This window comes from Bacillus sp. FJAT-22090 (assembly GCF_001278755.1).
GTDB lineage: Bacteria > Bacillota > Bacilli > Bacillales_A > Planococcaceae > Psychrobacillus.
Genome location: NZ_CP012601.1, coordinates 129,010 through 154,994, shown reverse-complemented (window position 1 = coordinate 154,994; position 25,985 = coordinate 129,010). Strand labels below are relative to the sequence as shown.

The 25,985-nt window shown below is 36.9% G+C and carries 29 protein-coding genes and 1 tRNA gene; 3 read left to right on the top strand and 27 right to left on the bottom strand.

The features are described from left to right. The 8 genes from gpmI to AM499_RS00835 all read right to left on the bottom strand — a co-directional run bounded on the left by gpmI (position 1) and on the right by AM499_RS00835 (position 7,827). Positions 1 to 1,539, bottom strand: a complete 1,539-nt coding sequence (gene gpmI / locus AM499_RS00870; RefSeq protein WP_053588437.1) for a 2,3-bisphosphoglycerate-independent phosphoglycerate mutase — start codon at positions 1,537 to 1,539, stop codon at positions 1 to 3. After that, complete coding sequence (tpiA, locus tag AM499_RS00865) at positions 1,532 to 2,293, bottom strand: triose-phosphate isomerase (protein ID WP_053588436.1); 762 nt, start codon at positions 2,291 to 2,293, stop codon at positions 1,532 to 1,534. Before tpiA ends, gpmI begins: the two co-directional genes overlap by 8 nt. 15 nt (positions 2,294 to 2,308) lie before the next feature. Then, the gene (locus AM499_RS00860; protein ID WP_053588435.1) at positions 2,309 to 3,493 is read right to left on the bottom strand and encodes a phosphoglycerate kinase; all 1,185 of its coding nucleotides are present in this window, start codon (positions 3,491 to 3,493) and stop codon (positions 2,309 to 2,311) included. A 221-nt stretch (positions 3,494 to 3,714) separates the two neighbouring features. Continuing rightward, positions 3,715 to 4,722, bottom strand: coding sequence for a type I glyceraldehyde-3-phosphate dehydrogenase (gap, locus tag AM499_RS00855; RefSeq protein ID WP_053588434.1), 1,008 nt, complete (start codon positions 4,720 to 4,722; stop codon positions 3,715 to 3,717). An 11-nt stretch (positions 4,723 to 4,733) separates the two neighbouring features. Beyond that, positions 4,734 to 5,771, bottom strand: coding sequence for a sugar-binding transcriptional regulator (locus AM499_RS00850; protein WP_053588433.1), 1,038 nt, complete (start codon positions 5,769 to 5,771; stop codon positions 4,734 to 4,736). Between the two features lie 354 nt (positions 5,772 to 6,125). After that, positions 6,126 to 6,356 (bottom strand): glutaredoxin family protein, encoded by a 231-nt coding sequence (locus AM499_RS00845; RefSeq protein WP_053588432.1) that lies wholly within the window; start codon positions 6,354 to 6,356, stop codon positions 6,126 to 6,128. 95 nt (positions 6,357 to 6,451) lie between these two features. Beyond that, entirely contained in the window at positions 6,452 to 7,249 is a 798-nt protein-coding gene (locus AM499_RS00840) for a TPM domain-containing protein (RefSeq protein WP_053588431.1), read from the bottom strand. Then, positions 7,249 to 7,827, bottom strand: coding sequence for a LemA family protein (locus AM499_RS00835; RefSeq protein ID WP_053588430.1), 579 nt, complete (start codon positions 7,825 to 7,827; stop codon positions 7,249 to 7,251). The genes AM499_RS00840 and AM499_RS00835 overlap by 1 nt, the downstream gene beginning before the upstream one ends. A 154-nt stretch (positions 7,828 to 7,981) precedes the next feature. Here AM499_RS00835 and AM499_RS00830 point away from each other — a divergent pair, with 154 nt between their 5' ends. Both AM499_RS00830 and AM499_RS22160 read left to right on the top strand, forming a co-directional pair. Further along, positions 7,982 to 8,932: a catalase gene (locus tag AM499_RS00830; RefSeq protein ID WP_231687513.1), complete on the top strand. Its 951-nt coding sequence runs from the start codon at positions 7,982 to 7,984 to the stop codon at positions 8,930 to 8,932. Positions 8,933 to 9,307: 375 nt separating this feature from the next. Beyond that, positions 9,308 to 9,442, top strand: coding sequence for a hypothetical protein (locus AM499_RS22160; RefSeq protein WP_269432384.1), 135 nt, complete (start codon positions 9,308 to 9,310; stop codon positions 9,440 to 9,442). 46 nt (positions 9,443 to 9,488) lie between these two features. Here the strand turns inward: AM499_RS22160 and AM499_RS21535 are convergent, their stop codons facing one another. Beyond that, the gene (locus AM499_RS21535; RefSeq protein ID WP_156316725.1) at positions 9,489 to 9,629 is read right to left on the bottom strand and encodes a hypothetical protein; all 141 of its coding nucleotides are present in this window, start codon (positions 9,627 to 9,629) and stop codon (positions 9,489 to 9,491) included. Between the two features lie 489 nt (positions 9,630 to 10,118). Next, positions 10,119 to 10,190: transfer RNA gene (locus AM499_RS00825), tRNA-Arg, on the bottom strand. Positions 10,191 to 10,354: 164 nt separating this feature from the next. Here AM499_RS00825 and clpP point away from each other — a divergent pair. Beyond that, complete coding sequence (gene clpP / locus AM499_RS00820) at positions 10,355 to 10,951, top strand: ATP-dependent Clp endopeptidase proteolytic subunit ClpP (protein ID WP_053588428.1); 597 nt, start codon at positions 10,355 to 10,357, stop codon at positions 10,949 to 10,951. A gap of 319 nt (positions 10,952 to 11,270) precedes the next feature. Here clpP and AM499_RS00815 read toward each other — a convergent pair whose 3' ends face one another. From AM499_RS00815 to AM499_RS00735, 17 genes are all read right to left on the bottom strand, one after another. After that, on the bottom strand, positions 11,271 to 11,528 hold the full coding sequence (locus AM499_RS00815; protein ID WP_053588427.1) for an HPr family phosphocarrier protein: 258 nt from the start codon (positions 11,526 to 11,528) through the stop codon (positions 11,271 to 11,273). Between the two features lie 19 nt (positions 11,529 to 11,547). Continuing rightward, positions 11,548 to 12,489 carry a DNA-binding protein WhiA gene (whiA, locus tag AM499_RS00810; protein WP_053588426.1) on the bottom strand — a complete coding sequence of 314 codons (942 nt, stop codon included), beginning with the start codon at positions 12,487 to 12,489 and terminating at the stop codon, positions 11,548 to 11,550. A gap of 48 nt (positions 12,490 to 12,537) precedes the next feature. Next, on the bottom strand, positions 12,538 to 13,500 hold the full coding sequence (locus tag AM499_RS00805) for a gluconeogenesis factor YvcK family protein (protein ID WP_053588425.1): 963 nt from the start codon (positions 13,498 to 13,500) through the stop codon (positions 12,538 to 12,540). Between the two features lie 4 nt (positions 13,501 to 13,504). Next, positions 13,505 to 14,389: an RNase adapter RapZ gene (rapZ, locus tag AM499_RS00800; protein ID WP_053588424.1), complete on the bottom strand. Its 885-nt coding sequence runs from the start codon at positions 14,387 to 14,389 to the stop codon at positions 13,505 to 13,507. Then, positions 14,382 to 14,864: an NUDIX domain-containing protein gene (locus AM499_RS00795; protein WP_053588423.1), complete on the bottom strand. Its 483-nt coding sequence runs from the start codon at positions 14,862 to 14,864 to the stop codon at positions 14,382 to 14,384. The genes rapZ and AM499_RS00795 overlap by 8 nt, the downstream gene beginning before the upstream one ends. 204 nt (positions 14,865 to 15,068) lie before the next feature. Then, complete coding sequence (gene trxB / locus AM499_RS00790; RefSeq protein ID WP_053588422.1) at positions 15,069 to 16,019, bottom strand: thioredoxin-disulfide reductase; 951 nt, start codon at positions 16,017 to 16,019, stop codon at positions 15,069 to 15,071. Positions 16,020 to 16,089: 70 nt separating this feature from the next. Beyond that, on the bottom strand, positions 16,090 to 17,616 hold the full coding sequence (locus tag AM499_RS00785; RefSeq protein ID WP_053588421.1) for a tetratricopeptide repeat protein: 1,527 nt from the start codon (positions 17,614 to 17,616) through the stop codon (positions 16,090 to 16,092). Positions 17,617 to 17,888: 272 nt separating this feature from the next. Continuing rightward, a complete protein-coding gene (gene hisIE, locus AM499_RS00780; protein WP_053588420.1) occupies positions 17,889 to 18,512 on the bottom strand; it encodes a bifunctional phosphoribosyl-AMP cyclohydrolase/phosphoribosyl-ATP diphosphatase HisIE in 624 nt (207 codons plus the stop codon). Then, positions 18,509 to 19,264: an imidazole glycerol phosphate synthase subunit HisF gene (gene hisF, locus AM499_RS00775; protein ID WP_053588419.1), complete on the bottom strand. Its 756-nt coding sequence runs from the start codon at positions 19,262 to 19,264 to the stop codon at positions 18,509 to 18,511. The genes hisIE and hisF overlap by 4 nt, the downstream gene beginning before the upstream one ends. Further along, the gene (gene hisA / locus AM499_RS00770; protein ID WP_053588418.1) at positions 19,258 to 20,001 is read right to left on the bottom strand and encodes a 1-(5-phosphoribosyl)-5-[(5-phosphoribosylamino)methylideneamino]imidazole-4-carboxamide isomerase; all 744 of its coding nucleotides are present in this window, start codon (positions 19,999 to 20,001) and stop codon (positions 19,258 to 19,260) included. Before hisA ends, hisF begins: the two co-directional genes overlap by 7 nt. Before the next feature lie 35 nt (positions 20,002 to 20,036). After that, positions 20,037 to 20,633 carry an imidazoleglycerol-phosphate dehydratase HisB gene (gene hisB, locus AM499_RS00765; RefSeq protein ID WP_269432383.1) on the bottom strand — a complete coding sequence of 199 codons (597 nt, stop codon included), beginning with the start codon at positions 20,631 to 20,633 and terminating at the stop codon, positions 20,037 to 20,039. Next, positions 20,630 to 21,913 (bottom strand): histidinol dehydrogenase, encoded by a 1,284-nt coding sequence (gene hisD, locus AM499_RS00760; RefSeq protein WP_053588417.1) that lies wholly within the window; start codon positions 21,911 to 21,913, stop codon positions 20,630 to 20,632. Before hisD ends, hisB begins: the two co-directional genes overlap by 4 nt. A gap of 8 nt (positions 21,914 to 21,921) precedes the next feature. Then, positions 21,922 to 22,551 (bottom strand): ATP phosphoribosyltransferase, encoded by a 630-nt coding sequence (gene hisG, locus AM499_RS00755; protein WP_053588416.1) that lies wholly within the window; start codon positions 22,549 to 22,551, stop codon positions 21,922 to 21,924. Beyond that, a complete protein-coding gene (locus AM499_RS00750) occupies positions 22,544 to 23,722 on the bottom strand; it encodes an ATP phosphoribosyltransferase regulatory subunit (RefSeq protein WP_053588415.1) in 1,179 nt (392 codons plus the stop codon). Before AM499_RS00750 ends, hisG begins: the two co-directional genes overlap by 8 nt. Positions 23,723 to 23,888: 166 nt before the next feature. Further along, on the bottom strand, positions 23,889 to 24,395 hold the full coding sequence (locus AM499_RS00745) for an acyltransferase (protein WP_053588414.1): 507 nt from the start codon (positions 24,393 to 24,395) through the stop codon (positions 23,889 to 23,891). Further along, positions 24,392 to 25,045: a pyrophosphatase PpaX gene (gene ppaX / locus AM499_RS00740; RefSeq protein ID WP_053588413.1), complete on the bottom strand. Its 654-nt coding sequence runs from the start codon at positions 25,043 to 25,045 to the stop codon at positions 24,392 to 24,394. Before ppaX ends, AM499_RS00745 begins: the two co-directional genes overlap by 4 nt. Further along, on the bottom strand, positions 25,042 to 25,983 hold the full coding sequence (locus tag AM499_RS00735) for a nucleoside recognition domain-containing protein (RefSeq protein WP_053588412.1): 942 nt from the start codon (positions 25,981 to 25,983) through the stop codon (positions 25,042 to 25,044). Before AM499_RS00735 ends, ppaX begins: the two co-directional genes overlap by 4 nt. Positions 25,984 to 25,985 lie beyond the last annotated feature (2 nt).

Sequence of the window (25,985 nt, the reverse complement as noted above, 5' to 3'; positions counted from 1 at the left end):
TTAACTCTCCGTTTCGATTAGTGTTTTACCTGTCATTTCAGGCGGTGCTTCTATCCCTAATAAGTGTAACATGGTTGGCGCCAAATCGGCTAAAATTCCGTTACTTCGAAGTGTAATATCTTTTTTCGTCACAATGACAGGTACTGGGTTGGTAGTATGTGCAGTCATGGGCTGCCCTTCTAGTGTTGTAACTTCATCCGAATTTCCATGGTCTGCAGTAATAATTGCATGACCACCTTTTGCTAAAATGGCATCCACTACTTTACCAAGACAAGTATCTACTGCTTCAATCGCTTTGATCGTTGGCTCTAACATACCACTATGCCCTACCATGTCTGGATTAGCGAAGTTTAAAATGATTGCATCAAAGTTATCATCTGCAATTTCAGCTAACAGTGCATCCGTAACTTCATACGCACTCATTTCCGGCTTTAAATCGTATGTAGCGACCTTTGGAGAACTTATTAAAATTCTTTTTTCTCTAGGAAACGTTTCTTCACGTCCACCACTCATAAAGAATGTTACATGAGGATACTTTTCTGTCTCTGCAATTCGGAGCTGTGTTTTATCATGATTGGAAAGTACCTCTCCAACAGTATTAAATAAGTTTTCTTTTTCAAATACTACATCTGAAACAACATCATCACTATAATGTGTGAATGTCACAAACTTTAAGTTCGTCGGATGTTTTTCACTTAATTGTAGACTATCAAATGATGGCGTATTTAATGCCATAGAAAGTTGAATTGCTCTGTCTGGACGGAAATTAAAGAAGATTACCGCATCCCCAGAGTCGATCGTAGTAGCAGGCTTAGCATCCGCTTCAATAACAAATGGTACGACAAATTCATCTACGATATCTTCTTCATAAGATTTTAATATGCCTTCCGTTGCTGATTCAGCAGTTCTTCCCACGCCATCTACAAGTGCTCTATAAGCCAAATCCACTCGTTCCCAACGTCGATCTCTATCCATTGCATAATAACGACCACTTATAGAAGCAAACTTACCTACACCGATTTCTTTCATTTGTTTTTCGGCTTCCTCTACATAACCAATCGCTGTTCGAGGACCAACATCTCGTCCATCTAAGAACCCATGGACAAATACGTCTTGTAATCCTTGAGATTTTGCTAATTTCAATAAAGCAAATAAATGAGAATAATGACTATGAACACCACCATCTGAAAGTAAACCCATCAAGTGTAGCTTCCCACCAGTTTGTTTAACATGTTCAATTGCTCCAAGAAGTTTTGGTTCAACAAAGAACTCACCATCACGAATCGATTTATGAATTCGAGTCAAATTTTGGTATACAATTCTTCCTGCACCTATATTTAGATGCCCTACTTCTGAGTTTCCCATTTGCCCATCTGGTAATCCAACAGCTTCACCAGACGCAGTTAAAGTTGCATTAGGATAATCAGCCCAATAACGGTCAAAGTTTGGTTTACTTGCTTGCGCTACTGCGTTTCCGTATGATTCATGGCGCAATCCAAATCCATCTAAAATAATTAAAGCTACTGGACTTTTAGACATTTTCTCCAGCCTCCAAAAGTTTAACGAATGAGTCTACTTGTAAGCTCGCTCCGCCAACTAATGCTCCGTCGATATGTTCTTTGGATAGCAATTCTTCTATATTTTCTGGCTTCACACTTCCACCATATTGAATACGCAAGCTGCTGGCAACTTCTTCACCAAAACTATCAAGCACTGTTTCACGAATTGCTTGGCATACATCATTTGCATCATCAGCAGTAGCAGTTTTACCAGTCCCAATAGCCCAAATTGGTTCATATGCAATGATCGAATTTTTCACATTTTCTTCTGAAAGACCTTCTAATGCTGACATAACTTGATTGGAAACAAGGGTTTCCGTTTCATTTTGTTCTCGTTGTTCCAATGTTTCTCCTACACAAATAATAGGAGTTAAATCATTTTCAAATGCGGCTTTTACTTTTTTATTAACAGAGTCATCTGTTTCATTAAAATATTGGCGTCTTTCAGAATGTCCAATGACCACATAGCTCACGCCTAAATCTTTTAGCTGAGGACCACTTACTTCCCCTGTAAAAGCTCCTTCTTTTTCCTCGTGCATATTTTGTGCTCCTATGGAAATAAAAGAATCTTTTGCATCATGGACAAGTTGGTCTAAAAACAAAGCAGGAGCGCAAATAATTGTTTCGACTTTGCTACTATCTACTTGTCTTCCTTTTAACAGTTCTACGAAATCTTTTGCCTCCGTGAGGGTTTTATACATTTTCCAATTCCCTGCTATTACAGGTTTACGCATATGACTTCTCCTCCATTACTTATCGTTTAATGCAGAAACTCCTGGTAAATCCTTACCTTCCATAAACTCTAAAGAAGCTCCGCCACCAGTCGAAATATGATCCATTTTATCCGCAACTTCGAATTTTTCTACTGCTGCTGCAGAGTCTCCACCACCGATTATTGTATACCCAGCAGTGTCAGCCATTGCATTAGCAACGCCCTTTGTTCCTTCTGCAAAAGCATCCATTTCAAATACACCCATTGGGCCGTTCCAAATAATCAGCTTGCTATCCTTAATGACATTGGAATATAGTGCTGCAGTTTTTGGTCCAATATCAAGCCCCATCCAATCAGAAGGGATTTGATCAATATCTACCACTTTCGTGTTTGCATCCTTTGAAAACGCGTCTGCTACAACTGCATCAATTGGTAAATAGAAAGCAACACCTTTTTCTTTCGCTTTCTCAATAAAAGACTGTGCAAGTTCGATTTTATCTTCCTCTACAAGAGACTTCCCGATATCATGCCCTTGAGCTTTTGAGAAAGTATACGATAATCCACCACCGATTAAAATATTATCTACTTTGTCTAATAAATGATCGATAACACCAATTTTATCTTTTACTTTTGCTCCACCTATGATTGCTGTAAATGGTCTTTCTGGATTCGATAAAGCTTTACCTAAAACATCTAGTTCTTTTTCCATTAATAATCCAGAAACAGCTGGTAAAAGCTTAGCAATACCTTCTGTTGTAGCATGAGCACGATGAGCTGCACCAAATGCATCATTAACATATACGTCTGCTAAAGATGCAAACGCTTTAGCAAGTTCAGCATCATTTTTTTCTTCCCCTGAATGGAAACGCACATTTTCAAGTAATAGTACATCTCCATTATTCATTTGGGAAACAGCTTGTTCCACTGAAGACCCGATCGATTCATCCAATTTTTTAACTTGCTTATTTAATACTTTAGATAAGTGCTCTCCCACTTTTGTCAAACGAAGTTCTTCTTTTACTTCCCCTTTAGGGCGTCCCATATGGCTCGCCAAAATTACTTTCGCACCTTGCTCGATTAAATAGTTTATCGTTGGTAGTGCTGCTCGAATACGTGTATCGTCCGTAATCTTTCCATCTTCCATAGGTACGTTAAAGTCTACTCGGCAAAATACTCTCTTACCTTGTAAAGAAACGTCTTTCATTGTTTGTTTTTCATTCATGAGAAAAGCCCCCTAATATAATGAGAAATGAGTAAGTCGCCCGCTTAGCCGCGACAAGCAGCTGGCGCCTGAAGTCTCGACAGTACTTTATAGAACTAATCACTGTCAATCTTTTATAAAAAAATAAGGAGCGAAGGGTAACCCTTGCTCCTTTTACCCTCTTCCATTATAGAGGTTATTAAACATAAACGCTATTTACAAATTCAATACAATTCGGCGTATTATAGTCCTTTTTTCATCATAAGAAGAGCTAGATCGATACAACGTGCTGAGTATCCTGATTCATTGTCATACCAAGAGATTACTTTAATAAGATTGTCTCCAAGTACCATCGTTGAGAGTCCATCAACTGTAGAGGAAGAAGTATTTCCATTATAGTCGATAGAAACAAGAGGTAGCTCGTTGTAAGCTAGTATTCCTTTTAACTCATTTTCCGAAGCTTCTTTTAATGCAGTATTAATTTGTTCTACTGTTACATCTTTTTCTAATTCTGCTACAAAGTCTACTAAGGAAACATTTGGAGTTGGCACACGAACAGCCATTCCATCTAATTTACCTTTTAGTTCAGGAAGTACTTTAGCAACTGCTGATGCTGCCCCAGTAGTTGTAGGAATCATCGATTCTGCTGCTGCACGAGCACGACGATAATCACTATGTGGTAAATCCAAAATACGTTGATCATTTGTGTATGAGTGAACTGTCGTCATCATTCCACGTTTAATACCAAATTGATCTTGTAACACTTTTGCTACAGGAGCTAGACAGTTTGTCGTACAAGAAGCATTTGATACAACATGATCTGTTTCTGGATTATATTTATCTGCATTTACACCCATAACAAATGTAGGCATATTATCTTTTGCTGGTGCAGATAGAATAACTTTTTTAGCTCCAGCTTCAATATGTTTCCCAGCTTTTTCAGTAGTACTAAAAATACCTGTACATTCAATAACAATGTCCACTTGTTGCTCTTTCCAAGGAAGTGCAGAAGGATCTTTTTCCGCGAATACACGAATGTTTTTTCCATTAACGATTAAGTAATCGCCCTCAGAAGTAACTTCTGCATCAAAAATTCCATGTACAGAATCATATTTTAACAAATGTGCAAGCATTGCAGCATCTGTTAAATCATTGATTGCAACCACTTCAAGATCTTTCTCTTCTAACGCTTCTCTAAAAACTTTACGTCCAATTCGTCCAAAACCGTTAATAGCTATTTTTACTGTCATTTTATTTCCTCCTAGTTTGTTTGTGAGATTATTTTCATCATTTCGTTTGCTGCACCCTCATCCGTCACTAACACAGTTTGTGACGGCGCTTGTTTAAAATAAGATAAAAGTGCTTTTGCTTTTTTGGCACCACCTGCAACTGCAAGCAAATACTCTATATTTTTTAATTGTTTTAATTGGATTCCAATCGTTCTAATTCGATGTACAGCTTCGCCTTGTTCATTAAAATAATACCCAAATGCTTCACTGACAGAACCAATCTCTTTTAAACGTTCTATCTCAGCTTCAGTAGAATTTCTTCTTCGAGCCATTTCAGCTGCATCACCTATACCATGAATAATAATATTTGTTCTTTCATATAGGTCCATCATTTCTTGTATAAATGGTTCTTTCTTCATCGTAGTGTATGCATCTTCACTTAAACTATCCGGCATATACAATGTCCGATAAGTTCCTTTCATTTTATCGGAAAAAAGAGAGGCAATCGTATTAGCTTGTAATGAGACATCTTTTCCAACACCGCCTCTTGCAGCGATAAACATTAAGTTTTTCCATCGGGATGTTTCATGTACGAAGTTGGAAATTGATGCAATGGTAGAACCGCCAGTAACAGCGATTATTTTGTCATCGTTTAAAATACTCTCCAAATACTTTGCTGCTTCTTGTGACAAAAGCATTTCTGCATTTTTGTTAGTATCTACATTTCCAGGTACAATTATCACTTCTTTAACGTGTAAATATTTTAAAAGTGTTTGTTCAAGCGTTAATCTACCTGACCATTCTCGAACAACTTCTTTTAAATCTAGTAGTACTTGGGTTCCGGTTGGAGTAATAGCTGCTCCTTCTCGTGAAACCTCAATTAAGTTTTGCATCCTTAAAGCATCTAGTTCTTTTCGTGTATCTCTTTCTGATAAACCTAGTTGTTCTCCTAAAACACGACGTCCAATCCCTTTAGAGATCTGAATCATTTGCAGTATTTGATATCTCTTTTGTAACAAATCACTCATTTCAGGAATTAGCTTTAATTGAGCTGTGAGCAAAGGGTCCATATTTCACTTCCTAACCTAATGTGACATTTTTGTCCCACTACCACAAAAAATGTCCCAGTTACTTAAAAAAAAAGTGAATCAATAAAATAATCATACAATATAATATTCAAATTGGCAATTATTTGTGCATTATTTCGGTAGACAAGGGAGATTCGAAGAATAGATGAGATTCTGCATATTAAGGTGTAGCTTCGCTTCTTACGTGTAGGAAATCAAAGTAAGTAGCGGGTAATCATATAAATGTAGCGAATAGTCATATTAATGTAGCGAGTATGCATGGGAATGTTGCGACTAAAGAGAAAATATAGCTAATAACTTTTATTTATCGTGAGAAGCAAAAGTACGGAAGCATACTTATAGTAATGCTTCCAGTAACGTAGCGTAATCTACCTTTCCATATTGAATAATTTCATCCTCAAAAACAACTACTGGGATCATAAGCATATATTTTTCATGTAAATCATCGTCTTCTTCTATATTCACTTCACTCATTTCAAAAGAAACGTCCTCTTGTACAAGCTTTAACATTAATCTGGCATCATCGCACAAATGGCATCCTGGTCTTGTATATAAATAAACTTTCACTTACATTGCCTCCTTGAAAAAAGAGAACGCTCAAAGATTGAGCGTTCGATTAATTACAATATTACTTACATAATAAGCATTTATCAACTAGACCATCACCATTTACGTCCTGCACCGCCACCTCCAGCGCTTCCTCCTCCGAATCCACCGAAACCTCCACCAGAGCTTCTACCGCCGCCAAAGCCACCTCCGAAGCTGCCAGGTCCGAACATTATGGATCGAGAACGACGACGTCCACCAGGACCACCTCTACCGCCTCCATTCATAATAGAGAAGATAATATAAATTACAATTATTATTGCAATGATCGTTGTAAAAGAAAACCCTCCATCTGTATCAGCCGGGTTCTTAGGTTCTACCAATTCTCCGTCCCAACCATATTCAGTTGCAACCTCATTGTAGAGAAATTGATAAGTTGAAAGTACCGCTTCATCTACAGAACCTTGATTTAAATAAGGCATTGTATATTCATCAATAATCCGTCCTATTTTTCCATCGGGTAGTGCACCTTCTAATCCTTGACCAACTGCAATATATACTTCTCTATCTCCAACCTTTTCGGGATCTGTTTCGATTACAAGTAGAACACCATTGTTCTTTTCTTTATCACCAATACCGAATTCTCGAATCACATCTACACTAAATTGGTTCACATCTTGACCATTTAAGGAGTTGATAATCATCACAACTATTTGTGAGCCTGTAGCATTATCTAAATTAACTCCTAACTCTTCAATCTGTTGCTCTGTCGTATCAGATAAATAATTTTCGTAGTCCTGAACATACAATTCACCTGGAATTGGCTCAGGAATATTAGACGCCGCTACAGTTACTATTGGTATACTAAGACATAAAAGTAGCGCAACGATGAGCATTCGCGCAACTTTTACCATTACTCGCCATCCCCTTCAAAGTCAACGTTCGGAGCGTCCTGAGCTGCTGCGTCTGCTTCAAAGTACTCTTTCTCATCAAATCCAAATATAGAAGCAACGATACTTCCTGGCATTCTCTTTACTTTTTTATTGTAATCCGAAACTACTGCATTATAATCTTCACGTGCTACAGATAAACGATTTTCAGTTCCTGCAAGCTCATCCATTAGTTGACGGAAATTTGCATCCGCTTTTAGTTCCGGGTAATTTTCTACAACAACTAATAATCTGCTCAAAGCACCTGATAACTCATTATTCGCTTCCGCTTGTTCTTCTGGAGTATTCGCTCCAGCCAATCTAGAACGTGCATCTGCTATATTTCCAAGCACTTCTTCTTCATGTGCAGCAAAACCTTTAACTGTGTTCACTAAGTTTGGTATCAAATCCATACGTCGTTGTAATTGGTTCTCAATTTGCGCGTATGCTTTATTTACATCTTCTTCTCCGTTAACAAAACCGTTATAACTTGGTATTAAAATGGCTGTAAAAATTGCAATAATCACCACAATTATAACAATTGGACCTAATAATTTTTTCATATTCATTCACCTCTAATTTGCGTATAGTCTTAATCTACCTTAAATTCTAAAATCTAAAACATTCCATGCTATTCGCTAGAAACAAGAATGTTAGTACTGCTTTTGTTTAATTTTATCCATGAGTGGTAATGATAAATAAAGTTTATTTAATGGGGTGATTCAGATCAATACATCTAATGAGCAACATAGCACTTTGCCGACCGAAGCAGTCGATGCACTAGAAAACATAGAAGGTAGGTTTCCCGGATCTCGTCGTGCCCATGCAAAAGGTATATATTACGAGGCCATTTTTAAACCAACAGGAAACGCAAAACCTTTTACGATTGCTGAGCATCTTCAAAACGAAGAAATCCCTGTGACTGTTCGGTTCTCAAATAGTCCTCCAAATCCATCAGCAGCTGATTTCCTTTCACCTGCTAAAGGTATGTCTGTCCACTTCCACTTACCAGATGGTAAAACAAGTCATTTAGTCAGCACGACAGTCCCCATGTTTATAACGAAGAGTCCTGAAATATTTGTAGACATGCTAAAAACACTAACTGCCGACAAAACAGGACTAGATAAGGTAGATTTAGGATTAGGTATAGTAAATATCTTAAAAAAATATCCCGATAGAAAAAACATTTTCGCCGCGCTTAAAGAACAACTGAAGCAACCACCAACAAGTTATGCACTCTTAAACTATTACCCTATACATGCCTTTTACTTTGTTAATAAAGATGGTAAGCGGCAAGCAATCAAATACGAGTGGCAACCTGTAAAACTAGTAGAAAGCTCATCTAATTTGGATGTGAGTAAATCTTCACCAAACTATCTTAGCGAGGATCTCAACGCTCGATTGGCAAATGGCCCGGTTTCATTTAATTTGGTTATTCGATTAGGATTAGATAGCGACCCTACCGATGATCCTACCGATCCATGGCCAGATGATCGAGAAAAAATTGTAGCTGGACAACTTACATTATTAAAAGCCCTTCAACCGAAGGAAGAATTATTATTCGATCCGACGATTGTAGGAAAAGGCATCGAACTAACCAATGATCCAATCTTACACTTCCGTCATGAAGCTTACAGCGTTTCTTATAATAGACGGAACAATGAATAATAAGACACTCTACACATATAAAGCTATGTGTAGAGTGTTTTAAATGGTATCCTCCAAAAAGCCTATTGAATAATACAATGTTATCCAGAGTAACTTCTATCAGAAGTTGCTAACTACCGAATCCGTTAAAACTTGCACTTTCCACCGTTTTTGCATCTCTTTTCGCATTTTCTGCATGCGGGCAAGTCGAGACCCTGCTTCCTTATGATCTAAGTAATTTAGCATTTATAAACTGCTTTACAATTGCTTTACAATTTACAGTCTCATTAATGACAAATTATGTCGAATTAGGTAGAAACTTTAATACTAAATTACCTATTATTTCCATTAAAAATACGATATAATTATTTTAACATTCAGAAAGGAGTGACTAGTATGAAAAAAAGATTTAAACTTGTTGTCTCAGCTTTATGCCTTGCAGCACTTCTAGTAGGACCAAGCGCAGCATCAGCTGGAGGTAGTTGGCAAGGTTGTGGTGGTTCCCCTAAACCTTGTTACGATAATAACTAATTGATCAAGAACAGCCAACGTTTAATTGGCTGTTTTTTAGTGCATATTATGTTCGGATTGTGTATTTAATAGCTTCTTTTTCGTAATCTTTACATTTGTAATTCGACAACTCGTAACCATCCGCTAAAACTCTATACTCACTTGATTCAATTAACTTTCCATTCAGTTTCTTTGCAAGTTTTTTCATGCATTTCATATTCCTCCTTTTAATGGTTCTACTACGTCTTAATTCGGAGGAATTTTTAAAATATTTCCGCATTTTACCCACAGTTGTGACTAAGATGTTGATAACTTACCATTGTTCCTTTGGTAACTTGCCTATTTCTCAAATCACTTGCGAATTTTATATGTTTCTATAAATGGCATGGGAACGATTAGATGTATTGCAAATGCACAGAAACTATTTCATACTTGCTTGGTTTCCAGTCTTTAAGGCCTGCTAATACTTTTTCATACGAATCATCTGGCATTTTTAATTAGCTCCTTGGCAGTGAAAGATTGGGGCATGCTGGTATTGATACTACTTTAAGAACATATTCTCATGTTATAAAGGAATTACGTAAAGAAGAAGAAATGAATACATTTAATGTAATAAAAAATACCCCAAAACGTTGTAGTAGCAACGAATCAGAGTACTTCTAATAAATTCTAACCTCAACCCAAAGAGACTGAAATACGCCCTCGGAGGGAATCGAACCCCCATTCCAAGAACCGGAATCTTGTGTCATATCCATTAAACTACGAGGGCAAGCGACCTTTCTATTATACAAATGGAATGCAAATAATTCAAGCTATCATTTCAGTGCTTAATATTTGACCTTCCTTGACCTTAATGTGTATGATAAAGTTACAGCTGAGGGAACTTTTCTCAGTAATCAAATAATCAAACCACCTTTGAAGGAGGCAATCAGGATGAATTTAATTCCTACAGTTATTGAACAAACAAATCGTGGAGAACGTGCATATGACATCTACTCCCGATTATTAAAAGACCGTATTATTATGCTTGGAAGCGGTATCGATGATAACGTGGCTAACTCCATTGTTGCCCAACTACTATTCTTAGAAGCAGAAGATCCAGATAAAGATATTTCCATCTATATTAATAGCCCAGGCGGAAGTATTACAGCTGGTATGGCCATCTATGATACAATGCAGTTCATCAAACCCGATGTACAAACAATCTGCATCGGTATGGCTGCTTCCATGGGTGCTTTCCTTCTTACAGCCGGGGCAAAAGGAAAACGCTATGCGCTTCCTAACGCTGAAGTAATGATTCACCAACCACTTGGTGGAGCACAAGGGCAAGCAACGGAAATTGAAATTGCTGCAAAACGCATTTTATTTTTACGTGATAAATTAAACAACATTATTTCTGAACGCACTGGTCAACCAATCGAAGTAATCGCTAGAGACACAGATCGTGATAATTTCATGACTGCTGAACGTGCAAAAGAATATGGTTTAATCGACCATATTATCGACCGTAGCGAAATGAAAAAAGCATAATTAGAAGATCCTAAGTGATTAAGAATCATTAAAGAGTGGAGGGAAATGACTTTGGTCAACCCCTCCACTCTTTTTTATAGATTACGATGTATGGAACATCTGCTTGGTCAGAAAACCTTTTATGTGGACAGAAAATATTTTATACGGTCAGTAATTCTTTTATCCAGACACATTAATAACTATCCGGTCAGAAATAACTTTATCCGGTCACAAACATTGTAAGCCAATGTAAAGAACCCTTAGCATATCCACTATAATAAAAAGCCTAAATAAAAAGACCGCCTTTTCGTCTTAGCTGACTAGTTGGGCGCTCTCTTTTTTAATTTTCATGAGAAATAAATTTTGCTAACGCTTCTACTGCTTCTTCCTCGTCCGAACCATCTGCACTCAATGTTACGGTGATTCCTTTACTGATAGCTAGGCTCATAATTCCCATGATACTTTTTGCATTTACTTTCTTCGCATCTTTTTCTAAATAAACATCTGCAATATAACGATTAGCCTCTTGGACAAATAAAGCTGCCTGTCTCGCTTGTAGTCCGGCTGGTAATTTGACTTCGACTTGTTTTTCTGTCATTTTTCTACGCTCCATTTCCCTAAATTGTCTCGCCTCTACGAAGTGCGTCTGCAATTTCATCTATTTTACGCAAACGATGATTTATTCCTGATTTACTCACATTTCCAGTGGAAACCATTTCACCTAATTCTTTCAATGTAACATCTTGGTATTCAACACGCAACCTTGCAATCTCTCTTAATTTATCAGGTAATTGATCTAATCCAATTGTATTTTCAATAAATCGGATGTTTTCAACTTGTCTAATTGCAGCACTGATTGTTTTATTGAGGTTAGCTGTTTCGCAGTTAACTAAACGATTTACACTGTTTCGCATATCTCGGATGATGCGTACATCCTCAAATTTTAACAATGCATTATGTGCGCCAGCAATGCTAAAGAAATCAGAAATTTTTTCTGCTTCCTTTAAATAAGCAATATAGCCTTTTTTCCGTTCAATTGTTTTTGCATTTAGCTCAAATTCATTCATTAGTTCGACTAACGCATCACTATGTGTTTTATATAATGAATAAATCTCCAAATGATAAGAAGACGTTTCTGGATTGTTAACAGAACCACCAGCTAAGAAAGCACCTCTAAGATAAGCTCGCTTACAGCAATTCTTTTTAACCAGTTCCTTTGAAATAGAATACTCAAATTGAAAATTCTCTTTCAAAATTTTTAAGTCCTCTAGTAAGTTCTTTGCCCCTTCACGGACACGACATATATACACATTATTCTTTTTCAATCTCATTTTTTTACGAACAAGTAATTCTACTTGATAGGGATATAATGATTTTATCAATGTATATAGTCTTCTAGCAATTGCTGCGTTTTCAGTTTGGACGTCCAAACTTAGCATTTTATTGCTAAACGATAAAGAACCGTTCATTCGAATAAGCGCAGAAAGTTCAGCCTTTGAACAACAAGGCTTTGACTCTTCCTGGGTCATCTCTTTTTTTGTTTCAGAAGCAAACGACATAACCGTTTCCCCCTTTCTTGCTAGTGACTTATTGGTGGTGATTTTAGATTAACCAGCATATTCTACTAGCCATTTTGCTACTTCCATCGCATCATGACGAACTGCTCCATCATACACAACTGAAATATCTTTTTTTACGATGTCTATGTCTAATGTTTCTAACTTTTCTACATCTATTTTCACTGGTGATGCTTTTTCTTGCTTATATAAAAACTGTACATTTTCAGGAATTTCTTCCTTGCTAATTAATACAGTATCTAAAAAATTTTCTCCTACATGATCAATAAGTGCTTGCACGTGATCAGATGCCGAATAATTACTCGTTTCCCCTGCCTGCGTCATCAAATTGCAAATGTATACTTTCTTTGCTTTAGATTGAATAATCGCATTCTTTATATCCTTTACTAATAAATTAGGAAGAATACTTGTATATAAACTACCGGGTCCTATAGCAATGATATCTGCCTCTAAAATAATTTTAATTGTTTCCGGTAACGGTTTCACCTCGGAAGGTGTAATAAATACTCTCTCAATCTTATGTCCATAATGCGGGATTTTAGATTCCCCAGTAATGATGGTTTTATCTTCAAATTCTGCATGAAGTGTAACAATTTGATTGGCCGCTGGAAGAACCTTGCCGTGTACTTTTAATACATGACTCATTTCTCGAATAGCATTTGCAAAGTCTCCTGTAATGGAAGTTAAGGCCGCAAGCATTAAGTTCCCTAACGAATGACCTTCTAATTCGCTTGAGTCGGAAAAACGATACTGAAACATTTCCTCTACTAATGGCTCTACATCTGAAAGTGCAGCTAATACATTTCGAACATCACCGGGTGGTGGAATATCATAATTATCCCGTAAGCGCCCAGAACTTCCTCCATCATCTGCCACAGTGACAATTGCAGTAATATCGAGCGGGAATTTCTTCAAACCACGAAGTAAAGTAGATAATCCCGTACCACCACCAATAATTGCTATTTTCTTTTTATGGTGTTTCGTACGATCCATTACTTCATTCCTTTCTTATTGTAACGTCTCTATGCGTTATGATTGTTTTGTCATCTGCTTTTAAAAGTTTCCCAAAATATTCGGCAAGAGTTACGGAGCGATGCTGTCCTCCAGTACATCCGAAAGCAATTACAAGCTGGGTTTTGCCTTCTCGTTTATATTGGGGAATCATGAATTGAAACAAATCTGTTAATTTTTCAATTAACGTTTTTGTATCTACCCATTTTAGTACGTAACCAGATACTTCTTCATCCAGTCCCGATTTTAAACGCAACTCTTCAATATAGTATGGATTTGGTAGAAAACGTACATCAAATACTAAATCCGCATCGATAGGAAGCCCATGTTTAAAGCCAAATGACATAACATTGACTGTAAAAACATTGCTTCCTTTTGGTGAGAATTCATCTTGTATTTTTTCACGTAGCTCTCGTGGTTTCATTTTTGATGTATTATAGATGAATTGTGCTCTTCCTTTTAAATCAGAAAGTAATTCTCTTTCTTTTTTAATACCATCTAAAGGAAGCCCAGAGTTCGCTAGAGGATGAGATCTTCTCGTTTCTTTATATCTCCTAACTAATACTTCATCTTGCGCATCTAAAAATAATACTTTCGGAGTTACAGACGTTGCTTCTTGTAAGCTGTTAATCGAATCAGCTAAAGTATTAAACATTTCTCCCCCACGCAAATCCATCACTGCGGCAATATTGCGAGGCTGTTTATTCGAATCCATCATTAGATTAATGAATGTGCCTAAAAGTTCAGGAGGTAAATTATCGATACAATAATAGCCAAGATCCTCAAAGCTTTGAATTGCTACTGTCTTCCCCGCTCCAGACATACCGGTAATTATAACTACTTCTGTTTCAAGCTTTTGTTGACTATCCATTATTTACTTCTCCCTCCGATGATTGCTGAATCGTTTCTTTTAGTAGGGTAAATTCTGGCGTGTACACAAATGTTCCATATTGAACTCCGTGTTCTTTAACAGCAAAAAGTAGATTCGTACGATCTCCTTCCGCCATAGGCAAGACTTGTAAATCTTCTACTGGATGCCATTCGAGAACACCTTCTTTTGTTTCTTTATAGGGTGTTCCTTCTAAGTCTCTTGCAATAAAGGTGAAGAGCATCCATTCATCGATTTGTTCTCCATCCTCTTCAATCACCATTGTATAAATACCTTTTAAATGTGGATGGATTGGAGTAGTATTCGTTTCTTCTGTATACTCTCGGACGGCGGCACTAAGAATGGATTCACCTTGCTCCATTTTACCTCCCGGAGCAACATACCAGTTTCTTCTAGGCTTTTTTAATAAAAGAACTTGCCCATTTTTATATACGAGTAGATTTGCGATTCGTTGCACGTAATAATCACTCCAAACCAATAAATACTTAATTACTTTATATTATACATGAAAAACAAAAAAAGAGGCTGCTTCATCGATTAAAATCGAGAAACAGCCTGTCCAATAATTTCTATATAAAAAGGGGGTCAATTTATATTTCTTACTATACACTTGATGTGTTTCAAGAAGGTTACAAACGAATTAAAATAAGATTAATTTAAATTAAGCATTTGTAACATTCTTATCTTTTAGATTCTCGATATAATGTTGTGCGGACTGAGCAGCGATACTTCCATCTCCTGTTGCCGTGACAATTTGGCGAAGCATTTTTTCACGTACATCCCCTGCTCCGAAAATACCTGGAATAGATGTTTCCATCTTTTCATTTGTCACGATATAGCCATTTTCATTTAAAATCCCTAGATTATTAAATGGTTTCGTTAATGGTAACATTCCTACATAAACAAAAACCCCATCGGTTTCAAATTCTCTTTCAGAACCATCAACAGTCGAAACTAAAGTTACACTTGCTACTTTGCCATCTTTTCCATGAATCTCTTTTAGAGTCGTATTCCAAATAAAATCAATCTTCTCATTTGCAAAAGCACGATCCTGTAAGATTTTTTGTGCACGTAGCTCATCGCGACGGTGAACTATAGTTACTTTTTCGGCAAATTTCGTTAAAAATGCCCCTTCTTCAACAGCAGAATCTCCCCCGCCTACAACAACTAGGTTTTTCCCTTTAAAGAATGCGCCATCACATACTGCACAATAACTTACTCCACGTCCACCTAGTTCAGTTTCTCCTGGAATTCCCATTTTCTTATATTCAGCACCAGAAGAAATAATTACTGCTAATGCTTTATATTCTTTTCCACTAACTTTAACAGTTTTGTATTCAGTACCATCGATTATTTCTGCAACATCACCGTATGCATACTCTGCTCCGAATTTTTTTGCATGCTCAAACATTTTTGTCGAAAGTTCTGGTCCCAAAATAGTTTCAAAACCTGGATAATTTTCGACTTCTTCTGTATTCGCCATTTGTCCACCTGGTATCCCACGTTCAATCATTAATGTCGACAGATTTGCGCGTGATGTATAAACTGCAGCAGTCATTCCGGCAGGTCCAGCTCCGATTATTATTACGTCATAAATTTTTTCTTCCGTCATTGCTAATTCCCCCTACAATTCTACTAACACTCAATCTAAAGGAATTCTCAACTTACTTCAACTTTTTTGCTTAAGCATCAAAAAGCGGTAGAAATTGCATTAATTCATTCACATACTTTGTTAGTGTGTTAGTTGTTATTCCATACTGGTCAGCATAATACTTTTTTGTCACATTTTTAGAACGTGAAGATTCAAACATATATTCCGTTGCAGCTGCCAACGCTTTAGGATTTTTAAACCCATAACCTTTTTCAAGAGCTCGTTCAACTAACACGAACCACATTTGAAAAATGTACGTAGCAGTCTGAGTAAGAGGTTTATATTTTTCATACAATAAATCAGTTGCCGCAATCGCTCGCATAAATGCTTTTTCAGCAACCGATTTTTCATCAAAAGAATGTCCTAATGATTGTGCCAAGAACAATTTTTCCATCGTCGTCAATTCTTCTACTTTAATCCATTGGGGATGAGATATTATTTCTTGGCGATGCTTTGATTTTCCCAGTAGATAAAAACCAAAAATGCGTTCACTTACATGTTTATTTTGAAGTTTTTCCAATATAAACTCTCTTTGATGTTCTGAACCATCACTATTTATATCCTTCATCTGAGGCAACCAAGGTTCAAATCCTGCTTTTTCTGGATCTAACTTTAGTAAGGCTTTCCATGCATTTCGGGCAACTTCCTCATGTCCAGCAAAATATGCAGAATGAGAAAGCCAAAAATAAAACCCAGGATCTCCTTCGAACCCCTTACGCTGTAAACTTCTTAACCATTTATAAGCTTCATCATACTTTCCGATTAACGCAAAAGTAGCCCCTAGCTTATATCGATGCTCCACAAAATAAGGATTTATTTTCGAAAGAATACTTGTAATTCCTTCTAATTCCTCCGTATTTTTTTCATAATAATGGATGACTGCCAAGTTACAAAGCGCATGAATATTCCCTCTATTTTCAGTTAATACCTGATGGAGCAAAGCTTTTGCTTGTTCCTCTTCCCCAATATAAAAATAAGCTAATGCTAAATTATTATACGCTGCCCAAAACTCTGGATTATCGGTAATAATCGATTCAAGTAATTCTACCGCTTCATTAAACTTTCCTTCTTCCATCAATCGGCGGGATTTTTCTTGTTGAAAAAGTGCTTCACTAGAAGGACTGTCGATATCTAGTAGCTCTAAGTTATCTTGTTCCGTAAAATCCACAATCTCCATTGCTTCTTCTGTATATTCACCTTGAATATCCATTTCTAAATATTCTCTAGCAAAACGATTTGCATCCACAAAGTTTCCTAAATGGGCATTTACTTCTGCAAGGAGGAAGACAATTTCTGGCTCCGTTGGGTTAAGCACATTAGCCTCTCTTAAAAGTTCATGTGCCTTTTCGAAATTATCTAATTCCATTTGTAGTATTGCGTATTGCAATAATATAGATGCGTCATTCGGACTTAACTCAACTGCTCTTTTCAAATATTTATGTGCTTTATTATATTGTTCTTTTTGAAGTTCACCTAATGCTTTTTTATAGTAGTAATCGCCAGTTGGCAAAAACGAAATAATATTTTCTTTTAAATCCTTTTTACGTTTTTTATTCAAGATAATCCTCCGAAAAATAATAAGGAACGTATATAACGTCCCTTATTAGTATATCCCTCAGTATATCATAAACATCTATTATTTATGTGTTTTATATTAATTACAAAAACTACTACTTGATGAATTTCGTAGATATTATCATAAGCGTCATCCCGGTCATGATTTACCTGGTGTGAACCAGAACCTGCACTAGAAGCGAATGGAATGTTTAGTTCATGAGCTAACATCTATGTGAACGTAACGAAGAATGTGAGCGTTTGTTAACAGTCTGGTTACTTTTGTTTTTTACTCTCATGTCTCTTCTGAAGCACTTGCAGTAAATCGTAAAAGCTCACTTTCTGGTTTTGTAATAAAACAAGTAAATGATAAAGAAGATCTGCTGCTTCCCACTTCAATTCCTCTGCATCATTGTTTTTGGACGCAATGATGACTTCCGAAGATTCTTCTCCGACCTTTTTACAAATTTTATCTACGCCTTTTTCAAATAAATAAGTAGTATATGCACCCTCTGGCATCGTTTGTTCTCTTTCCGCAATAATATCAATTAAGGATGTAATGACATTGTATCCAACCGTATCGTCCAGTTTTTCTAAAGTATTATGGAAGCAAGTATTTTCTCCAGTATGACAAGCAGGACCATTAGGCAACACCTCTACTACTAAAGCATCTGAATCGCAATCCGAACGAATAGAAACAACTTGTTGCGTATTACCGGAAGTTTCCCCTTTATGCCATAATTCTTGTCTACTTCTACTAAAGAACCAAGTTTCCTTTGTTTCCACTGTTTTTGAATATGCCTCTTCATTCATATAAGCAAGGGTTAAAACTTCTCTTGTAATAGCATGTTGAACAATAACAGGAATAAGACCCTTTTCATCAAATGTTAAGTTTGTCATTTTACATCTACTCCTCTTTCACGAACGTAGTTTTTTACTTCTCGCACACTAGTTTCTTTAAAATGAAAGATGGAAGCTGCTAGTGCAGCATCAGCATTTGCTTCTTTAAACGCTGCTAATATATGTTCCACATTCCCAGCTCCACCGCTAGCAATGACAGGAATCGATACAGCATCCTTCACAAGCTTTGTGATGGCAATATCATATCCATCCTTTTCTCCATCACGATCCATACTCGTAAGTAAAATCTCTCCAGCACCACGTTTTTCTACTTCTTTGGCCCAGTCTACTGCTTTCCAATCTGTTTTCTGATTACCCCCATGAGTGTATACAAACCACTCTTGATCGGCATCAGACCACTTTACATCGATCGCTACAATGATTTTATTGGAACCAAATGTTTTTGCCCCCTCTGTAATTACAGATGGATTGCTAATTGCGGCAGAGTTAATGGAAATTTTACTTGCTCCAGCCTCTACTAATTGCTTCATATTTTCTACCGTTCTTATTCCCCCTCCAACAATTAAGGGAATAGAAATTTGAGAAGCCGTTTTTTTCACGACATCAATCATTGTTTCGCGTCCTTCAACAGAAGCAGAAATATCTAGAAATACTAGCTCATCTGCCCCTTCCTTATCATAAAAAGCTGCTAGCTCTACAGGATCTCCTGCATCTCTTAATTGAACAAATTGAATTCCTTTGACAACTCGTCCATCTTTCACATCTAGACAAGGAATAATTTTCTTTACCACTTTGTAACCTCCTGCAATGCTTCCTTCAGAGTAAAGCGATTATTGTATAACGCTTTGCCTGTAATGACCCCGCTCACGGTTGTATCTTTTGCTAGCCTTGCGACTTCTCCAAGATCTTTAAGCGAACTTATACCTCCCGAAACAATTACTGAAAGACCCGTTGCCTGTGCAAGCTCTTTGTTGGCAGCTAAATTTGGTCCTTGAAGTGTTCCATCTGTTGCAATATCAGTGAAAATAACATTTTTTGCCCCTTTAGAAGCAAAATACTGTCCTACTTCCACAGCAGATTTAGAAGAGGTTTCTAGCCATCCGTGTGTTGCTACCATTCCATCTTTTGCATCTAAGCCTATTACAATTCTGTCTCCACCGAATTCTTCCAGTAATTCCGCTACTAGTTCAGGTTGTGCAATCGCTAGACTACCAATAATGACACGGTTAACCCCTTTTTCTAAATAAAATTGAACATCCTCTTTCGATCGAATCCCTCCGCCAATTTGAACACTCACAGGGAGTTCTTTTGCAATCCGAATGACTTCATTAGCATGTATCTTTTCGCCATCCTTCGCACCATCTAAATCTACCAAATGAATCCAGCTTGCTCCTTCGTCTGCAAACTTTTTAGCCATATCAAATGGAGAATCTCCATATATAGTTTCTTGCTCATAATCCCCTTGATATAAGCGGACACATTTTCCGCCTTTCATATCAATCGCTGGGTACACTTGAATGGATGTCATGCTCATATCTCCTTTTTAGGCGCCTTGCGCTATTCTTATGTAAGTAATCCTTTTGTGGAAGGAACGCCTTTTACACGCTCATCCTTTGTGATTGCGTCGTCAATGGCACGAGCTAGTGCTTTAAAGATTGCTTCAATCATATGATGAGTATTTGCACCATAGTGGACAATGACATGGACATTCATACGTGCTTCCAATGCAAACTTCCATAAGAACTCATGCACAAGCTCTGTATCAAAATTCCCGACTTTTTGTGTTGGGAATTGTGCACGGAATTCTAAATGTGGACGGTTGGAGATATCTATTACTACTTGTGCTAAAGCATCATCCATTGGAACAAAAGCATTTCCGTATCGTTTAATACTTCTTTTATCACCTAATGCTTCTTTAACCGCCTGGCCCAGTACAATTCCAATATCTTCTGTCGTATGGTGATCATCAATATGAGTATCGCCAATCGCTTTTATTGTTGTATTGAATAGCCCGTGTTTTGTAAACAAATCAAGCATATGATCCATAAAAGGAACACCAGTATCAATTACTGCTTTTCCTTCTCCATCTAAATCTATTTCAACAAAAACTTTTGTTTCATTCGTCATTCGCTCAATTTTAGCAATTCTATCATTCGTCAATTTGAATCCCCCTTTTTCCAACTTCTTGATTCTACCGATCGTGCATGACCTTCCAATTGCTCCAGTCTTGCTAAACGAGCAATTTTAGGGTATTGCTCCTGCCACATTTCCTCTGAATAATATACAACGCTTGTTTTCTTAATAAAATCATCTACGCAAAGCCCACTAGAGAATCTCGCAGTACTATTAGTAGGAAGTACATGGTTCGTTCCAGCGAAATAATCACCAACTGGCTCACTACTAAATCTTCCAACAAATATTGCACCAGCATGCTTAATTTGGTCACTTATAGCTTCTGGACGTTTCGTCATTATTTCTAAATGCTCCGGAGCAAGCTCGTTAATAGCATCTACCGCCTGTGCCAAAGATTCTGCAATATAAATACGACCAAAATTTTCGATAGACGCTCTCGCAATTTCTTCTCGAGGTAATTGTTTTAACTGTATTTCTACTTCATCCGCCACTTCTCTTGCAAGTTTTTCACTCGTTGTAACTAAAACCGTACTGGCAAATCGGTCATGCTCCGCTTGTGCTAACAAATCAGAAGCTACTTCATCTGCAAAAGCTGTCTCATCGGCAATAATCGCTATTTCACTCGGTCCAGCAATCATATCAATCGCTACTTTTCCGAATACTTCTCTTTTTGCAAGTGCAACATAACTGTTCCCTGGGCCAGTAATTTTATCTACTGCTTGGATGCTTTCCGTTCCATATGCTAGAGCAGCAATCGCTTGAGCTCCACCGACCTTATATATTTCCTTTATCCCAGCTATCTTAGCAGCAACTAGTACAGAAGCTGGAAGCTTCCCTTCTTTTGATGGAGGTGAAACGATTACCACTCGTTTGACTCCTGCAACAATCGCTGGTATCGCATTCATTAAAACAGATGATGGATAAGCAGCAGTTCCACCAGGTACATATAATCCAACTGCATCTAATGGTGTGATTTTATAATGTATATAAGATTTCTTCTCTAATGGAAAGTCAATATTTTGACGGACTTGTTGCAAATGGAAGGCACGAATATTTACTGCTGCTTCCTCTAAATCTGTTATTAACTGCGAATCAAAACTAGCAAACGCTTCCTCAACCTCTTCTTCAGTTACTCTTAGGTTCGTAAGCTTTGCCCCGTCCCATTTCTCGGTATAGTTAAATAGAGCTTTGTCTCCATTTTTTCGGACCTGTTCAATTACTTCACGAACTGTAGTTACATGATCTGCATTCGCCTGTTCCACTGATCGTTGTAGCGAAATTGTATTCGAAAGCTTTGCTATTTGCATAACATTCCCTACCTTTTATTTAATTCATTTTTTAATTGTGCAACGAACTCTTTAATTCTTTCCCGTTTTACTCGATAGCTAACGGGATTAACAATTAATCGAGAAGAGATGTCGACAATTTTTTCATATTCTACGAGTCCATTTTCTTTTAACGTTTGACCAGTAGATACTATATCCACAATTCGATCTGCTAAACCTATCATTGGAGCTAACTCAATAGAACCATTTAGCTCGATAATTTCCACTTGCTCCCCTTTTTCTTTATAAAAGTTCGTTGCTATAGTTGGGTATTTCGTGGCTACTCTCGGAGCAATCTCGTTCATATGAGTGCTAGGAAGTCCTGCAGTTGCTATATAGCAATTACTTATATATAAATCAAGCAATTCGTGGACATCTCGTTGTTGTTCTAATAGTACATCTTTTCCAGCAATTCCGATGTCTGCAACCCCATGCTCCACATAAACCGGAACATCCATTGGTTTTGCTAATATAAATTTTATATTTTCCTTAGGCGCTTCTACGATCAACTTTCTAGAATCATTTATTTCTTTTGGTAAATCGAATCCTGCTTCTACAAATAATTTATATGCTTCTTCAAATATGCGTCCTTTTGGCATTGCAATTGTTAAATCATTCACGTAAAGAACCACCTTCTGAGACAGTAATAACATCATCAAATGTCTTTTTATAGGCATCTATATCATTTACACTTGCCATATATTGAAGCGTTACTCTTTCTGCTTTTTTTCTTCGTTCTTCTGCAAGTTCACTAGCTTTTCTATAAAGTCCCTCTTGAAATAAGATCAACGTATGCTTTTCTTTTAACTCATTTCTAGGCAGTACCTCTAAAAGTCTGTCTACTCTAATTCCAAACCCAATAGCACCAACTTTTTCATTAAAAAGATTAAATAATGCATCGTATCTTCCACCATTACCAATAGGAAAGCCACTTCCTGCAGCATGAATCTCAAAAAGCATACCCGTGTAATAACTCATGTGACTTGCTAGTGTAAAATCAAAGGATGCAATGGAAGTATCACATAATTGTAACTCTAGTAAATCTCGAAGTTGATCTACTTGATCCATCAAGTACTGTTGATCATTTGTTAAAAATTGTCGAAACTCCTCTAATGCTTTAGATTCGACCGTATACTCAATCAAGTTCGTAAGATTCACTTTTTGTATTTGTTGTAACTCTAGCTCCTCTAACTTTTGTTCAAAGCCTACAAAATTCTTTTCAACTAATAGTTGTCGCAAGGAATCTACTTGTTTGTCTGTTTGAGTATTATTTCTTAAAATTGCTGTTAACAATCCTGCGTGTCCAATAGTAATACGAAAGCTCTCCACACCAAGTTCTTTCACAAGTTCGACTGCTGTATGTATGATTTCGCTATCTCCGTATGCACTAAAATCGCCGATTAACTCAAGCCCTAATTGTTCAAATTCTGCAGGTCTACCACCTTCTCTTTGTTGAGCGCGAAATACATTAGCATAGTAAGCCAATCGTAATGGATTTTTTTCCTTTAATAGTTTAGCAGCCGCGATTCTCGCAATCGGAGTCGTCATATCTGGTCGTAATACAAGCATTTCCCCTTGATTGTCTACTAATTTAAAAAGAGAGGATTCATCAATGGCAGATGCTCTTCCTATCGTCTCAAAATACTCCACTGATGGCGTTTTTATAAAGTCATATCCTTTGTTTCGTATAAAATCTCTCGCAGTTGACCGTATATATTCTTTTTGTTCATTCACTTCAGGAAATGAATCTCTCATCCCTAAAGGTTTCTCAAACATTTGAATTTTACTCATGTAGTTCACTCCTAAATTCACTTTAATACACTAGAGTACTAATACGATAAATTATTTTAAATTTTATCTTATTTTTATCCTTTCGTCAACATACGAGAGCCTTTTTATATATAAAAAAAAGCCATTCAACTAGAGCTTACTGTCTAATTAGAATAGCTTTTCTATATCATCTATTGCGTTCCAGCATTTCTTCTTTCGTATAAATAATCCGCATAGGATTTCCTCCAACAAAGCAACCTTCTGGCACATCACTATTTACAAGCGTCGCAGCCGATACGATGGCATCATCACCAATTGTCACACCAGGCAAAATCGTCGAATTGGCACCAATCAACACTCGATTGCCAATAATAACATCACCAATACGATATTCGTCTATTAAATATTCATGTGCTAAAATCGTCGTATTATACCCAATGATAGAGTTATCACCAACTTTAATTCGCTCCGGAAACATTACATCTACCATAACCATTAATGCAAAAGATGTTTCATTACCAACTTTCATCTTTAAAAAAGTGCGATAAAAGAAGTTTTTCCAACTTAAAAATGGTGAATACCTAGCTGCTTGGATAAAAATAAAATTTTTAACAACTTTCCAAAATGGGACAGTATCATACACATGCCACAAGGAATTTGCTCCACTCACAGGATACCTTTCAGTCTTTCTCATACTGTTTGCCCCTTTGCAATTATAAGCAAATCATTTATATGATGTAACATATAGGTAGGTAGAAAAGTAGCTAAAAAGGCTTCTCCTTTTAAGGACCATGCAACTGCTGCAGTATCAACTCCAGCCCTTTGTCCTCCAACTATGTCATGTAAATTGTCACCAATCATCAGTGCATCTTCTTTTTTTACATTTAGTTTCTTAAGGGCCAGTTCAATTGGTTCAGGGTCTGGTTTTGGCTGTTTAACATCATCTATACCTACAATTGTGTCGAAAAGATTTTCACATTGCATCAGCTTAATGCCTTTATCAATCATAACTCGTCTTTTTGTCGACACGACAGCTAATTTGTAACCTTCATCTTTCAACTTATATAGTGTATCTACAACTCCATCAAAAGGAACAGCCATTTGATCATGCATTTGTATATTCCAAGATCTGTACGCTTCAATAAGTGCTTTCGTTAAATTAGGGTCAATTGTATTAAAAGTTTCTGCTAAAGGTGGCCCTAAAAAAGGCAAAACACTTTCTCTATTATATTTCCCAGGAAATTTATCTCCTAAAACATGTAAAAAGGTTTCTATGATAAGTTCATTTGTATTTAGTAGTGTTCCATCAAAATCGAATAGTAAGGCTTTATAAGGACTTCTCATGATGGTGTTGCCACTTCCTTTTGTTTTGTCTGCTCCGCCTTATTCCATAAGTATGCAACAATGATTGTCAAGACAAATGCTGTCATAATTCGAATCAAAAATAATGGTAGTATCGGAACTCCTAAAGGAATAAAGATTAATGTATCCTCAATCACAGCATGACAAGCAACTAAGAAGATAAATGCGATTGTTGCATCTTTTTTACTTACACCATCTTCTTTTACAGCTTGAATCATTACACCTGCTCCAATTGCTAATCCCATCACTAATCCAATAACTAAAGTTAATGAGGCATTTGGTTTTAATCCAATTATTTTTGTGAAGGGCCCTATCATTTCTGAGAATTTTTGTAAATAACCCTTTTCCTTTAAAAACTGAATAATAACCATTAACGGTATGACAATTATCGCCAATTGCAAGACACCAAACGTCGCTTTTTGTATACCTAAAATCGCTATTTCTAACCAGCCATCTGGTATTTGCTGAGTAGCAGTTGTTATGCCATATTTAGCGATTTCTCCGCCTCCCTGCCATACCAAATTAATAATGACAGCAGAGAGAATCGCTAATCCAAATCGAACAACTAATACAATCCACAGCTTTACTCCCACCCGAAGAGCTACACCCGTTTCGATAAAAATATTGTGGGAGAAAGAAAGCATTGTGGCTAATATAAATACTTCTTTTACAGTAAGTTCTAATGAAAGAATCCCACCAATTGCAGCATATAGATTAAGACCATTTCCCAGAACTAAAGGGATTGCTGCCTCTCCTCGTAAACCAATAAGCTCCATAAATGGAGAAATAACCTGGATGATCCAAGGGAAAATAGGTGTGTATTGCAATATGACTACAAATAATGTGATAGGAAATATTATTTTACTCAAAGTCCAAGTAGTTTTAAGCCCAGCTAAAAAACCCCTTTTTAAAGTTTCCAATC